General features: G+C 43.7%; 2 protein-coding genes. Both read right to left on the bottom strand.

Annotated elements, in window-relative coordinates:
• Nucleotides 1–15: 15 nt before the first annotated feature.
• Nucleotides 16–4,788 (bottom strand): type I polyketide synthase, encoded by a 4,773-nt coding sequence (locus tag BR62_RS0115060; protein ID WP_032871386.1) that lies wholly within the window; start codon nt 4,786–4,788, stop codon nt 16–18.
• Nucleotides 4,788–17,042, bottom strand: coding sequence for an SDR family NAD(P)-dependent oxidoreductase (locus BR62_RS0115055; protein WP_032871383.1), 12,255 nt, complete (start codon nt 17,040–17,042; stop codon nt 4,788–4,790). Before BR62_RS0115055 ends, BR62_RS0115060 begins: the two co-directional genes overlap by 1 nt.
• Between the last annotated feature and the right edge of the window lie 9 nt (nt 17,043–17,051).

The raw sequence follows: 17,051 nt of genomic DNA, 5'->3' as shown, positions 1-17,051 counted from the left end.
CCGCAAAATGATAAACTAATCCTGCATACGCTCCAGCGCATAATCTGCTTCCTCCGCAGTCAGTTCGCCCGCTTTTAATTGTCTGAGGAGCTCTTTTACTCTCTCGTTCTTTCCATTGGAATCCGCTGTTGCACGAGTCTGTGCCTCCGCGGAAAACGTTTCTTTTTTACGAATGGTTACATCCTTCAAACCTGCAAGTCTTTCTCCTTGTTCATTAAGCAGCTGAATATCGTAAATAAGCTCGTATTGACCTTTTTGGCCTGTTTTACGCGCATAAGCCCAGCATTCTGCTGAAACCTTTTTCCGAACCGTAATCTCTCCTATTGAAAAAGGAACATAAACAGATGCCTCTTCTCTTCCGTCCGTAATTCCGAACAAAGATTGCAGAGCCCCATCAATTAAAGACGGATGCAATGTATAATGTTCAAGAGCATATGCGGCTTCTTTTGGCAGCAATAACTGTGCAACCGCTTCCGTTTTTCCGCCCCATAAACGTTGAATCGGCTGAAAAGCGCGCCCATACAGGAACCCGTTTTCCCGAAAATACTCGTAACATTCATCTTGTTCACGGACAAAAGCACTTCTGTTTATCATCTCTTGTCTGTCGATGTTCTCTATATCATCATCACTGTAATGATGATCATAATCTAATTCCCCCGTCACAAATCCAGTCCTTACAGCAGCATCCTCGTCAGGTGACATGTTAAATAATATGCTGCCGTCTTTTACGGAAATGTGAGTGTAAATGGTCAGGCTCTCTTTCAAAAGCATGGCCGGTCTGGCAAATATCACGTTTTTTAAACGAGTGACCTTTTTCTTTCGATATGACCGCATTCCCGCTGCGCATGCCATTTCAAGAAAAGCAGCTGCCGGGAGAATGCTCTTGTTTTTTACGATGTGGTCTTTTAACCAAATCTCTTTTTCTCTTAATGTCGTTTTAAAAAACTGCTGTTCCAGAGTAGATTCATTCGAATCCAGAAGCGGGTGCAGTGAAGACTGCCGCGGCAATATTTCCGGAAATACTGCACTTTGGTTTCGAGGCACCCAGTAAGACTCCTCAGCAAATGGATATAAAGGAAGCTTGACCTTTTGCGGGGTATATTCTTCATATAACTCTCTCCATTGAATATCAGCCCCGAAAGACCATAATTTTGCAAGAAGATTCAAGTCCTTTGTCTCCATCATCACCTCGAGGAATTTATCTTTCATCTTTTGATCATGAAAGATAAAGACTTTATCAAAATCTTTCGTAACATTCCCTTTGTATACGCCCTCCCCAATTGTTCCTTCAGTACAGAAAGTTCTCAGTTTCTCCTTTAGTTCCGGCAAATCGGAAGCTACAACAGCAAGTCTGTCTTCCATCGGTTCCCTGCATGTCTGCAATGTAAAAGCGATATCAGCTGCCGAGACCTTTGTCTCCCGCTCTGTGAATTGCAGAAGGCGCCGGGCGTATTCTTTCAGCCTGTCTTCATTTTTGGCAGAGAGAACTGCGGCAAACGGACCGCTTATTGTTTGTGTGTCCGCATGGTTTTGATATTCTTCCACAATGACATGGGCATTTGCTCCGCCCGCTCCGAACGAACTGATTGCTGCTCTCCTGTTGGAGGCGCCTGATTCTTTCCGCCACTCTTCTTCTTTCTGCTGAACGTAAAAAGGCGTCTTTTCAAATCGGATATTTTGGTTCAGCTGTTCCGAGTGAATGGATGGCGCCAATTTCTGATGCTTAAATTGTAAAAGAACTTTTGTAAGGGCTGCTATACCTGCAGCAGACTCCAGATGTCCGATATTAGACTTCACTGAACCTATGGCACAAAATTGTTTATCGTCCGTAAATTTCTCAAAAGCTTTTGTCAATCCTGCAATCTCAATCGGATCTCCGAGCGAGGTACCCGTTCCGTGTGCTTCCAAGTAGCTGACGGATCGCGGACTGATGCCCGATTTCTTGAAATTTTCAGCAATCAGCTCAGCTTGTGCATTCGGATTCGGAACCGTAAATCCATTGGTTTTTCCGCCATGATTTACAGATGTTCCTTTAATCACTCCGTATATATGATCCTGATCAGCAATTGCTTTTTCCAGAGGTTTCAACAGGACGGCTCCTGAACCTTCTCCCGGGACATAGCCGTCTCCGCCCTCTCCGAAACTTCTGCACAATCCTTCGGTGGAAACAAAATTACCTTGACTCAGCCAAAGGTATTTGCTGGGGTGTATGGACACATTAACGCCGCCCGCAAGCGCAATTTCACTTTCCCCTCTTTTAATGCTCTCACATGCCAAGTGAATGGCCGTCAGCGATGATGAACACATCGTATCCAGTGCAATGCTCGGGCCGGAGAGATTAAAAAAGTATGAAACCCTGTTCGCAATAGATGAAAAGAAGGAACTGAGCGCAATCGGATTGCCCCGCGCAGTTTCTTCTGCGCCGAATAATTGATATTGTCCGTACATGGCTCCGACAAACACACCGGCTTTCATACCGTCAAGCTTCTCTTTTGTATATCCTGAATCTTCAAACGTATGCCAGGAGGTTTCGAGAAAAATTCGCTCCTGAGGGTCCATCAGCTCAGCTTCTTTATGAGAAATGTGGAAAAACAGCGGATCGAATTGATCAACACCGCTGATAAAACCTCCCCACTTACTGTTGATTTTTCCCTTCTCCATTCTGTCAGGACTGTAATTCGATCTGAAATCCCAACGTTCCTCGGGGATTTCAATAATACAGTTTTTTCCTCCGGCAATGTTTTCCCAGAACTCCTCAAGAGTATCGGAATTCGGATATCTTCCGCTCACGCCGATAATGGCAATATCCTCACCCGGCGGAACCATGCTCGGTGCAGATGCAACCCTCTGCTGCCGGTGCTGTTTTTTACTCAGATTTTCTCTTTTCTTCGGCACTCTTGTTACCGGAGCTGCCCCTGCGGCCTTAAGCACTTTATCTTTAAAAGATGTTAGGAAGAAGTTTGAAAGCTCTTCAATGTTCTGATATTCAAAAAAGATTGTTTTTGGAAGATCCCCGAAAGTATCTTCAAGCTTTGAAATAAGTGACATGATCATAAGTGAGTTGATTCCGAATTTCTCAAAAGAGTCTTTCGCATTTATTTTATGAGCTTGGATTTTCAAGACACCGCTGATGATCTTGATTAAATAGTCATTGACTTTTTCTTTCGCAGCATATTCCTCTTCTTCATCGTGTTCCGCCGTGAGTGTATCTTGATCTGCTGCAGCTGTATTTCTTTGAATCGAAAGAGCTTTTATCATTTTATCCCGCTTTCCTTCTGCAGGCATTAAGCTGGTAAATGAAGACCGCAGCATTTTCAGAAACGCTTCCAAAACAGAGGAAGTTCGCATCGGAGTCATTCCGTATTTTTCTTTTATTTGGTTGATTCCATTGCTGTCGAGACTCATCCCGCCATCTTTCAATAACGGCCAATTGATTGATAGTGTTTTTCCGTTTCGGGAGAGCTGAGATCGAAGCACTGCAAAACTGTCCATAAAATGATTTGCGTACGCATAGTCACTTTGGCCGGCATTTCCGTAAGCGGAAAAAGAAGAAAAGAGAACAAAAAAATCAAGATCTTCGTCTTTTGTCAGCTCATCCAGCCAGATTGTCCCGTAAACTTTCGGTTTCAGTACGTCCGTAAAATCACTGAGACTTTTGTTTACAAGAAATGAGTCACGAAGGATGCCGGCAGCATGAATGATCCCGTTTATGCTGCCGTACCGCTGTTTAACGCCGAAAATGAATCGCTCTGCCTCTGTTCGATCTGTTATGTCCGTCCGCTGATATTCAACAATAGAGCCGCTCTCATTAAGCTTACTGATCCGTTCTTTTTGATCAGCGGTTAAAAAAGAACGGCCTGTAAGTATAATCACGGCTTGGTTTTCTTTAGCGATGTGTTCCGCAAACAGCAGCCCGAGTTTTCCCGCTCCTCCGGTAATGATATATATGCCGCCTTTTTGATACGTTACAGATCCGTTATCGTGTTCCGGATTATCAATATGCTGCAGCCCTTTCACATAACGGGTATATGAGTCTATTAAAATCTCACATTCATCCGTTTGAAAGCGCTGTATTTCACTGATTGCAGCATCCCACATCTCGGAAACCGGAGGATTTTTGTCAGAATCCTCATGGCGTATCTGTATGGTTTTCGCTTGAAGCTTGGAGCTTTCCATGTTTACCGTTTTCATGAACCCTCCGACAGCTTCATGAAACGGCTGATTCAGACCGCTTGTCCAATAAATATGCAATAACATAACAGGTTCGTTTCTTCGCATTAAAGCTTTTGATAATAAAAAGAGCGAGTTGATCCCTCTGCAAAGAGTTTCATTAACGGATTTTTCAGTGAATTCTCTGATTTCTCCGTTCCATAAATAAAGCACGACATCAGGTGTAAATCCGTTTTCAGCCAAATCAGACAGCAGCATTTCGACATGATTTTCATCAGAAGGATTGATTGTGCATCTATTCCGTTCAATTCTATAATCAGAATCGGGCGTTACGAGAATGACACGGTTATGATCTCCATTCATCATCTCGGCATGCTGAAACAGACGGTTATCCTGATCAAAAATCAGCATATTCCCCGGTGCCTGCTGATTCGGCATATCAATGTGATTTGTCCTTACCCAATCGTTCTTAAAAAAAATGGTTGGGGACGGAGCTTGTGATTCCGGCTCCGCCTTTTTTTCCATTTGTTCTTTTCTGTAAGTGCGAATTAGCTCCAGTCCTGCATCAGGAGACATTTGCTGTTCTTCAATTAAGGAAAGTATTTGTTTGATCTGCACTATTTTCCCTCCAGCAGCTGATAAACTTGGTCAGCAGAAAGTTCACCGTTTTTCAATTGTTCTAATAAGAAGAGAATTTCCTGATCTTCATTTTTACGTCCTGCGGTTAATTCTCCCCCGGTCACTTTTCTGACAGAAAAGTCTTTCATGCTCACGGCTATTTCGCCGCTCTCGTTAATAAAATCAATGTTATACGTATAAAAACCGGTTTCTCTCACCGAGACATGGCATCGGGCAGTAAGCGCCCTCTTAATGTGAAGCTCTCTAAGTGAATATGGAACAAATAAGCCGTCTTTCTCATTATCTCTTAACAAAAATGCCGCCGCTTGAAAACCGCCGTCAATTAATGAAGGATGAAGTGTAAAATGTGAAAACCCGTTCGCTAAATGAGCCGGAAGCTCCAATTCTGCCATTAACTCAATATCACCGCGGTATACGGCTTTCAACGTTTGAAAACTGCTATGATATGTCAGGCCCATACGACTGAAGCGGTGATAACACTCTTCCCGGCTTATGACAGCCTTACTGCTGCGTTTGAACTTATCAATATCGACATACTCAGGATTGCTGTTTATATCTCCGAATACTGTTTCACTTTGTGTGCAGATTTGCTGCACGCCATCCGGACCCTCTTTACATATCGTTACGTTCAACTTATCTTGTTTCATTTCCAAGTCGGTATAAATGTGCAGCGTTTTTCCTTTATATAATATAGGTCTGTTCCACATCACGTCTTTTATTTTATATACTTTACTTTCTCCGCTTATTTCCGCACAAACAAGAGCCATTTCAAGCGAAGCGGCTCCTGGCAGCACATAGTCTCCTGAAACAAGATGATCAGTGACGAAAAATTCAGTTCCGGAAATAACAGTTTTAAATGCTTGTTTCTTTAATGTTGAGACATTCTCGCTGATTAATGGGTGAAGACTTTTGCTATTAACCTCGCTTTTGTTCTTTTTCGGGGTGAACCAATAACTCTCTTTTGCAAACGGATAAGTTGGCAGCGGCACTCTATTCAATTTCTTATTGCCGATTGTCTTCCATTCAAACTCGGCTCCATTGGCCCACCATTGTGCGAGCAGCTCCTCTTTTCCGCTTTGAAGAGCCTCCTCAATCATATATTCAGAAACAGCTGTGGGCTCTTCAGTGTTTTCGCTTATAAATACGCCTTTTTGCACCTTGCTGTCATCAAGAAAGCTGACGTATTTATCTCTCAGCTCAGTCAGACTCGCTGCACATACGGCAATTCTTTCGTTCATTGCTTCCCGGCCGTTTTGCAATGTAAATTCCATGTCACTGGCATTAACGGTCATGTCACCGGCAATCACGCGATCCAAGTACTGAAGCATAAGCCGGATATACTCAAGTAATTGATCTTTGGTTTTCGCAGATAAAACAAAAATATGTGTGTTACCGTTGTTTTCCGGCACTTCTTTTTGAGGTTCCCTATATTCCTCTAAAACAATATGCGCGTTCACACCGCCGAATCCGAATGAGCTGACACCCGCTCTCCTCGGCAGATCGTTGTTCTCTTTATCTTTTATCGGATTCCACTTTTGAGCGGTTTCTGTGATATAAAATGGCGTATTTTCCAGTTTGATGTATGGATTGAGTTCTGAAAAATGGGCGAGTCCCGGAAGTTTGCGATATTTAAAAGCCAGTAACACTTTCAGCACTCCGGCTATTCCGGCAGCGGTTTCGAGATGGCCGATGTTTGTTTTCACAGACCCGATTCCGCAGCATTTCTGTTTCGCAAAAGGAATGTCCCATTCTTGATATAACGTTTTAAATGCCTTTATGATGCTGTTTACTTCAATCGGATCGCCAAGACTTGTCCCTGTGCCATGCGCTTCTATATATCCCGCAGTGGCAGGGCTGACCCCCGCCTTCCGCCAAGCTTCGGTTAATAAGTCCGCCTGTGCGTTCGGATTCGGAGCTGTCAAAGAATTGGCGCGGCCGCCGTGATTTACAGCTGACCCTTTAATCAAACCATATATATGATCACCGTCTGCCTGTGCTTTGCTGAGCGGCTTAAGCAATACTGCAGCCGCCCCTTCACTCCTTACATAGCCGTCAGCGCTTTTATCGAACGTTTTGCACTTTCCGTCTTTGGAAAGCATACCTGCTTTATCAAAAGCTATAAACAGAGTAGGGCTTGTCATAATATGCACTCCGCCTGCAATCGCCATTTCAAAATCGCCTCTTTGAATCCCCTCAGCCGCACGATGGAGTGCAACTAACGAACTTGAACAGGCAGTGTCAATCGGTTCGCTCGGACCCGTCAGGTTCAGCTGGTAAGAAATACGATTTGCCAATATACAATGATTTAAACCGGTTGCGGTCTGCGCCTGAACAGAGACACCATTTTCATTCAGACGTTCAGCATAATCCGTTGTGGCGACCCCTGCAAACACCGCGGTTTTCGTCCCTGCCAAATCAGACGGCTTATAGCCCGCATCTTCTATTGTTTTCCATACAGTCTCCATAAAAATTCTTTGCTGGGGATCCATTAATTCTGCTTCGGCGGGAGAAATCCCGAAAAACAACGGATCAAAACTGTCCGCGCCTTTGATAAATCCGCCTTTTTTTATTTTTGTTCTATTGACGTCCCTGATCGGATCGCCGTCAAACTCTTTCCAGTTCCAACGGTCTTCAGGAATGTCTGTAATCATATCCCGCCCTTTTTCAATTCCTTCCCAAAAGTCTTCCAGCGAATCTGTTTGGGGGAAACGGCCGCTTATTCCCACTATTGCAACCGGTTCATTCATATGTCTTTCCTCTTGCCTAGCTTTGTTTTCAGGCTCAGGGGAATGTTCATAAGATTCCGGCGGAGGCGTGCTGTACAATGTTTTTTCGTCAGCTGCAGAAAAAGATTCTGTCTCAGCAAAAAGGATTTCTCCGTATTGCTCGATTACATAATCAGTCATTTCAGCCAGTGAATTGCATTCAAAGAAAATGGACGGCAATAATTCCGTACCATATTGTTGATTGATTTCATTTCCGAGTCTGGTAAACGTAATAGAATCAAATCCGTACTCGCCGAATGAAGTCTCTTCTTCTATTTCCTTTCTGTCAATCTTCAAAATACTTGACATCATCTTTGCGATGCCCTCAATCAGATTTTCTCTCCGGTCTTTCGCCGCAGATTCATCTGAAGAAAAAGAACCGCAGAGATGAAGCTCCTCGGAATACTCACTCTTTAAAAACTCAAGAAGTTCATTAAAATCAGTAAGACCGAAAAAATCTGACGGCATCATTGATATTCCTAAAGTTTCGTTTAATTCGTTGCCCAGCATTGTAAACATAATTGAATCAAATCCGTATTCACTTATCGGCAGTTCAAAATCAAATTCCCGTTCTTCAATTTTTAATACGCCGGTGATGATGCGCGTCAAAGTGCTTTTTAAAGATTCAGTTATTGACAGCTCTTTCGGTTCGTGATTTTCGTCGGCGATTGCCGGATCACTTTTTCCGCTGTCAATCGTTATCATTCGTTCCAGCTTTAATTCATTACCGCTAAATACCATTATTTGATGTTCACACCCTGTCATTGCTTGATCAAATGCTGCAAGGCCTTCCCGTTTTCCCAGAGGCAGCATTCCGAAACGGTCATAAAGGAACTTCTCTGAATGAATATCAATTTGCATACCGCCTTCTTTCCATAAAGGCCAATTAATCGAGACTGTTTTTCCAGGTTTATTTTCCGCCGCTCTCATTTCCGCAAAATAATCCATAAACCGGTTTGCATAAGCATAATCAGTTTGTCCGGCATTCCCGATTATTGCGCTGATAGATGAAAACATAACAAAAAAGTCCAGAGGTTCACTGTCTGTATACCGGTCAAGCCATATCGTTCCGTAAACCTTGCTGGCCAAAACTGAATCGAGATCCTCTTCACGCTTATTGATGAGTAATGAATCTTTTATCACACCGGCGCTGTGAATAATTCCTTTAACAGGACCTAATTTGTTTTTGACGAGTTTTATCAGGTTATTGACATTTTCCTTATCAGAAATATCGGTTCTTACATAAAAAACCTCTGATCCGTTTTTTTCGAGCTCTTTTACATTGCTTACGGCTTCCTCAGAAAGCTCTGACCTGCCGATAAGGACAAGTTTTATTCTCCCTTTTCGCACAAGATGTCTGGCGAAAATCAGTCCCAGACCGCCTGTTCCTCCTGTAATGAGGTAAACTCCCCCTTCTTTTACTTCCATCTTTTCGGGGGGCTCGGCACTTTCAATTTCTGCAGAGTGCTTTACCTGCCTGATTCCATCTCTGTATCTGATTTCTGAAGTATCATCGCTGATGATTGTTTCTTTCACAAGGTTTTTTAATTCAGGCAGACCGGTGTTCAGCTGTAACTGAATTTCGTCGCTGTGTATTTCAATATTTTTACCGGACAACATAGGATGTTCTAAATGAAGCGACCTAAAAAAGCCGCTGATTGCCATTTGATAAGGTAAGATTTGATTTTCCCTTGTGAAAAATACATGTGATATCAGGATTTTATGTCTTGGGATTGTTGCTAACAGAGCTTTCGTTACATTGAAAACCGGCAAAACAGCCTCTTCCAGCTTTTCACGAATGTTCTGCTCAATTCCCGTTTCAGGGCTCATCCCGATTAAAATGACGCGGTCAATTGTCACTTGTCTTTCTTTAAGAATCGCCAGCAATTTCTTATAGCCGTCAAGTTTGACGCTGTTCAATTCAAAGGAATCAGCTTCTTTTTCTTGAAAACTGCCGCCATGGCGGACAAAGATCATGTTCAGGCCGATATCTTTATATGCCTGGCGGATCAGCGGTTCTGATATATCCCGACGGAGTGAAATCACAAGGCAGCTGTTTAAACCGCTGGCTTCAGGCTGATGAAGCATAGGGGCCCGCTTCCACATATCTGTGTAATACTTAACTGAATGCCGCTCATCCTGAGTCTGCGGTGCAGCCCTTAATGCCTTCAACGCTAAGTTTTTTATTTTAAGACTTACAGATCCGTTTTCATCCATAAATAGTATATGAAACCTTTTGACATCATCATGTTGTCTTTCATCGGCAGCTGTAATGTAAGCAAAGCCGTTTGCCGAAGGTGCGTGAAGAATCTCCAGCTCACCTAATTCAAAAGGCAAATATGCGGTGTGATCGTCTTGCTGACTGGACGTAAACCCTGTTGTGGATTGAAAAATGCCATCCAATAAACACGGTTCCAGCAGCGTGCCGGATTTTTTATGAATGCTCTCAGGAAGTGATATTCGTGCAAGAACAGCATTTTCATGGATAAACAGCTGTTTTATTACCTGAAAACTGGTTCCATAGTCCAAACCGCTCTGCCGGAAATCCCTGTAACATTCAGCGCCGCTGATTAATCTTTTCTGTCCGGTTAACCAGCTGTCCAATTGAAAACGCTCTGTATGAGAGGCATCTTGATCTCCGCATGTGGTAATGTTTCCTTGGCAGTGAACTGCCGCTTCAGGTTGCATATCGGTTTTCACCACAAATCTGCCGTCTTTTTGATTCGGCAGCAGATCTATCATTATCGTCTTTTCTTTTTCAACGGTTATCGGAACCGCCCATACAACCTGACTCAGTTTTATGACTGATTTTCCGTACAGCCTCTCTCCCGCTTCTCTGGCCGCTTCGATGATTGCCGCTCCGGGCAGAACCGTTTTCCCATGCACAACATGGTCTTTTACATAATATTCAGAATCAGAAAGCGTTTTATAAAATCGGCACTCACCTGCTGAAAAATCAAATAAAGGAGCTGTACCGGCTGCTGATGTTGTTTGCGCCTTATTTGACACCCACAGTCTGTTTTTTAAGAAAGGGTAAGTCGGCAGGGCAATTTTTCTCGGTTTTCTGCCGGTGCGGAAATCTTCCCAGCTTAAATTGCCTCCTGATACCCAAAATTCAGCCATTTCGGTTAATGTGGTGCCGCCGGATTTGAGCGGAAGATCCGATTGCTGCTGTCTGCGTTTATGATTCGGTTTTTTCCCTCTAAATATTTCGTGATCGTCAATTCCATTATAAAAGTGATTTAATTTCAACATCAGATCATCGATATTATTTGAAATGACAGCAAGCCTTTCCGGCATGGCTTCACGCCCTTCAAGAAGGGTATACGCAATATCAGAAAGGTGAAGCGGCTTGTTTGTTCCCGCTTGCTGTAAAAACTCGCCCTGCTTATGACGGGCCTTTTGAAGATATTCCTCCAGCTGTTTTGCTGATTCCCGTAAACTCAGTGAATGCTTGGCTGAGAGTACGATAAGTTCCTCACTTTCCTCACGCCTCGTATGACAGTCAGCAGCAGACTCATACTCTTCCACAAGGATATGAGCATTTGCCCCGCCCGCTCCGAAAGAACTTAATCCCGCACGCCGCGGATATTTGCTGTCAGAATGTTTTTCATTCGCGGGTTTTATCCAGTCGGCGGTTTCCTGCTGGAGGCAAAAAGGTGTCTCTTCCAGATAAAGATCCGGATGCACCCGTTCAGCATGCAGTGTTGCGGCTATTTTTTTATACTTCATTTGTAAGATAATCTTTGTCAGGCCGGCAATACCCGCGGCCGCTTCCAGGTGGCCGATGTTAGATTTAATCGATCCGAGAGAGCAATATGAAACATCTTCGGTATAAGCTCTAAACGCCTTGGTCAGGCCTCGGACTTCAATCGGGTCACCCAGCGGCGTTCCCGTGCCGTGGGCTTCAATAAAGCTGACACTTCTGGCGCTCCAACCGGCCGCTTTAAGAGCTCCTTGAATTAAATCCGCCTGTGCGGCAGGATTAGGCACCGTATAGCCATTTGTCTTTCCGCCATGATTAATTGCCGTTCCTTTAATGACGGCGTACACAGTATCATTATCACGTATGGCATCTTTAAGCGGTTTAAGAATAACGGCCCCTACACCTTCCCCGGGCACGAAACCGTCGCCGCCTTCTCCAAAACTTCTGCATTTTCCCGATTTTGAAAGCATCCCCATCTGACATCGGTATAAATAGTCAGAAGGATGAAGATACAAATTTACTCCTCCCGCAACCGCAACCGAGCACTCACCCTTTGTTAAACTTTGGCAAGCCATGTGAATTGCCGTTAAGGATGAAGAACAAGCCGTATCTACAGGGACACTGGGACCTGTAAAGTCAAATGTGTAAGACACTCTGTTCGCGAGAGACCATGGGAACGAATTTGGAAGTACATCGTTTTTGTCCGTCGGTATTCTTTCGCCGAGCAGCTTGTAAGAATTGGTCGTCACTCCCGCAAATACACCGACATGTTTTTCGGTCTGCTTTCTCAACCCTTCAATGGTATATCCCGAATCTTCAAATGCTTTCCACACGGTTTCGAGAAATATTCGTTCCTGAGGATCCATCGCTTCTGCTTCTCTCGGCGATATTTGGAAAAACAAAGAATCAAATGATTCAGCATTCTTTAAAAATCCGCCCCATTTGCAATAAATTTTCCCCTCATGCGCTTTAGCGGGGTCTGGATCATAGTAGGTCTCATAATTCCATCGTTCTTTCGGAATTTCTGTGATTGCGGTTCTCTCTTTTGATAGAAGCTCCCACAATTCTTCGATATTTTCAGCCCCGGGATAACGGCCGCTGATACCGATTACCGCTATCCCGTCAAGATGTTCTTTTTCCTCCGCCGCAGGTGCAGTGATGTTTTGTTCCGGTCTGGCGGGGGTAATGCTCTGAATCTGTTTTCCTTTTTCCTCCCGTGAAAATAAACGCCCCAGCCGATCCGGATATTCCTTTACAAGATGATCTGCTAAATCTCTGATTGTATGAAATTCAAATAAAAGCGTTTTCGAAATTGCTCCCAGTGACTGCTCCAGCTTTGTGTTGCATTGATGAATCATAACCGAATCCATTCCATATTCAGCCAGATGCACATCTTGATCGATCTCTTCCCGTTCTGCACCGATCTCAGAGGAGATGATATTGGTTAAAAACAAAACTGTCTGATCCAAAATATCGCCTTGAGCCAAAGGAATGGCACTGCCTGTCTCTGTTTCGTCCGTCAAAAATCTCTGCCGCATAAATTGTTCAAAGCGCTCATGATCACCGCAGACTGCAATATTATGCAGCTGACCCGAAGTTACAATCCGCGAAAACCATTGCGTTCCGTCTTCAGCAGGAAGTTCTTCGAGCCCGGAACCATGAAAAAGAGACGTCCGCCCTTGACCTGACAGGTTCGCCCCCATTCCGATGTCTTGCCATAAAGGCCAATTGATTGTCAGCGTGCGGCCGCTGCGCAGAGAATTTTGCCGTTTCTGTTCCCGATATTCGGCAAAATGATCTAAAAAGCCGTTTGCATATGCATAATCACATTGGCCTTCGTTCCCTGCAATAGAGACGACTGAAGAAAAAACGGCGAAAAAATCCAATTCCAGCGACTTCGTTGCATGATCAAGATTCAATGCACCATGAACTTTCGGAGCAATCACCTCTGAAAGTTCATGCTTTGTTTTTCGAAAAAGCAGCGAGTCTCTGATAACTCCTGCACAATGAATGACGCCATGAAGACCTGCATGCTGATCGGTAATACCGTCAATCATTTTTTTTACCGCTTCTTTATCGGATATATTCGCCTGTATATAATAAACCTTTGCTTTAAAGCTGTTCAGGTATTCTAAATGTTTCTGCATATCTCCGTTTAAAACAGATCGCCCCGATAGGATAATGGTGGATCTTTCAGTTTTCGCGCAATATTCAGCGACTTTACTGCCAATCCCCCCGAATCCCCCTGTAATTAAATACACTTTATCTTTTTCAGGGTATTGAACGGTCTTTCTGTTTGTTTCTCTCTGCTTCACTAACATCCGTGCATATCTTACGCAGCCTCTGTAAGTGATATGAATATGCCGATCAGGCGCTGTGTTTATTTCTTTATAAAGAATGTCAGCCCTTTCTGAAAATGAAACGGATGCAGAATCATGTTCAAAGCAAACCGTCTTACAATGAAGCTGCGGGTATTCTTGTTTTACCGATTTTAAAAAACCGTTCACACCTTCAAAATACGGCAATTTTTCTTTTTGATCTGCGCTGAATGTATAAATGAACGTTACTTTGTTTATAAGGTTCTCGCTGATTAAAGCCTTAGTCAGATAAAACACGGAATAAATTCCTGATTCGAGTGTTTCTTCCAGTTCAGGCTGTTTTTCAGACCACGTATGCAAAATTGCATCAGGCGCTGCGCCTTTTTCCTTTAACAGACGAATGACACCTTGATAATCTTCGGGACGCTGCCTGTTGATCGTGAAAACACTGTCGCTTATCTGCTCTAAACGCTCACCGGGCATAATAAGATATGCGGACGTATTCTCTCTTTTTTTCAGCTCTTCAAAATAGTCTTTATTCTCGGAGAACAACAAAATAGTACAGGCTTGTCCGCTGCCCGCTTCATTCTCAAGTGCGGTTTCTTTCCATACCGGCGTATAAAGTGCCTGATTCTTCTTTTCTGAAAAAGCCGTGTCTGATTTTACCGGCTGAGGGTTTAAAGAAAATTGAGAGCGCTCAAACGGATAAGGCGGAAGCGGGGCTTTTCTTTTATGATCATCACCTAGTTTCGCCCATTCAATCTCTTCTCCTGAAAGCCACATTTGCATAAATGAATGATATAGAGCCTCATCGGCTGGTTTGTCCGCTTCAAAAGCAGCCGCTTTGTTTAGTTTTGCTGATGGAGGGAGCGATCCGAATTGAAAAACTGAAAAATCAGAAATATCCACATCCGGCTCCGTTCCCTTTTCTTCCGTGTGAAGCGGCATATGGTCAGCTATCTCCTGAGACACGGCATCCATTTGATTGTATTCTGTCATCAACGGAAAACGAGTTTTATCATAAAAACCTGCCGGCTGCTCATTAATACAAGCAACAGCCTGTGTAATTCCGTCTTGCTTTTTCAATAACATGCTCAGAAAAAGTTCTTTAGACAAGATTCCTTCATCCAGTAAATTTAATATTTCCAGAACATAATCATTATTAAAGAATCCATCATAATCTGTTAAATCCCATCTCTTATACAGTCTTCTCATAGAGGCAAGGATAGCCATGATCGCTGCTTCCTCATCAGCCGGCAATGCATTTCTTTTATCCGCCGTGCGATTCACAATATAAGATAAAATCTCGATTTCCTGAGTCTTTCCCGCTTTATCCCACTCTTCTAAAAAACCTTTAAACGTATATTGGTGCTCAAGAAGCAGCCGTGTTTTCCCGTACAGGCGGTCTGCAAAATCAGCCGGGAAGCTCAGACCGTTCAGCAGCATCCTTACATATTCTTCATTTAATCGAACCGGCGGGTACGTTTTTGAAGTGTACGGATTGACAAATGGAATGGACGGCGGCTCACAGGATATGTGCGAAGGTTTTTCAGCGCCTGTGATTACAGAAATGGCCTTTTCAATTTTGATGATATCCGCTGCTGCAAGAGCGACGTAATATCCGTCTCCGGCGCCTGTAATGAGGCTTGGCTTAAAACCGGATGCCAGGATACTTTTTATGATTTCCGTATTGATAACTAAAGAATACAAGCGGATTTTCTCAGGTGTCCATTTTCTTTTAAATGAACTGTGCAATGTTGGTATACCCTTCAGCACCGGCCTTACGTTCTTTTCTAAATCAGGGAACACCCGTTTCAAAACGGCAAATTGTTTATAACTTTCCCATTTGAAGTCACCGATGGCAAGCGCCCATTCAGAATCTTGTTTCCTCTGAAAACTCAATCCCTCTTTAAGCTGATTTTTAAATTCCTCCTTGCTGCCTGCCAATAAACCAGCCCTGTAATCAAACGATGTCCTTGTTAAAAGGGTGCTGCTGATCACTTCATTTGATATTTTGCAAAATTCCTCAGAATCGTCAGCAAAGGTTCTCCAATGATGTATCATTTGTTTCATGCTTTCTTCACTTTTAGCGGAAAAAAGGAAGGGTACCCTTCCTTTTCTGTCAGATTCGTCTTTTGTATGTATAAATTCTTCGATGATGACGTGAGAGTTGACACCTCCAAAACCGAAGGAGCTGATTCCCGCCCTGAGCGGAGCCCCGTCTGCCGCCTTCCAATCACTTGAATCAAGCGCCGGCCTAAACGGTGTTTTTTCAAACTGTATAATTGGGTTTACCGTATGTACATTCAGGCTTTTCGGCACCCTCCGGTGTTTCATCATCATTAGAACTTTTATCAATCCGGCCATTCCCGCCGCTGCTTCTGTATGACCGATATTTGTTTTCACACTTCCGATCCTGCAATATTGAGTATCCTCAGTATATTGCCGATACGCTTTTGTCAATGCTTCTATTTCTATCGGATCGCCCAGAGATGTACCTGTGCCATGTGCTTCTACATAAGAAACCGTCGCAGCATCGACAGCAGCATTGTGTAAAGCTTCTGAGATGACCCGGCACTGCGCTTCTGCTCTGGGAGCGGTTATGGAACGGGTTTTACCGCCATGATTAACAGCTGTCCCTTTTATGATCCCGTATATATGGTGACCGGCTTTTACTGCATCACCAAGGCGCTGCAGCAATACAACGCCTGCCCCTTCTCCGGGAACGTACCCGTTCGCTGCTGCGTCAAAGGTTTTACATTTGCCGTCAGGACTCAGCATTCTGGCTTTGGAAAAAGAAATATATTTTCCGGGTTGGAAATTCAAGTTTACTCCCGATGCGATTGCATAATCGCTTTCTTTTGTCCGCAATGACTTAACCGCTTCATGTAAAGCAACAAGCGATGATGCACAAGCGGCATTTACAGACATGCTTTTTCCGGTCAAACCGAATGTGTATGAAAGCCGGTTGGAAAGCATAGCTTCGAAACTTCCTAAGCAGGCATAACTGTCGATTTCCGATTCAGCATGACCTGTCTGCCGGTAGTCAGAATTCATAATACCCGCAAAAACAGAAGTGGTTTTACGCTGGAGATCCTGCAAAGAAACCCCGGAATCTTCGATGCACCGCCAAGTTTCTTCTAAAAGGATTCTTTGCTCAGGATCCATGTTTTTCGCTTCCCGGGGAGAGATATTAAAAAACTTATGGTCGAAATGGTCAGCTTTATGAATAAAACCTCCCCACTTGCTGATTGTTTTGTTCGGTATACTGATATCAGCTGAATAATAAAGTTCGGGATCCCACCGTTCAATCGGCACTTCCCGGATGGAATCTTTGCCGCTATTTATGTTTTCCCAGAATTCATGATAATGATCTGCATCGGGGAATCTGCAAGCAACCCCGATTATCGCGATATCCGCACTCTGTTTATTCAAATGAACCATTGGCCTCCA

Origin of the sequence: Bacillus sp. UNC69MF, assembly GCF_000746035.1 — a bacterium.
GTDB lineage: Bacteria > Bacillota > Bacilli > Bacillales > Bacillaceae > Bacillus > Bacillus velezensis.
This window is presented reverse-complemented; position numbering and strand designations above follow the sequence as displayed.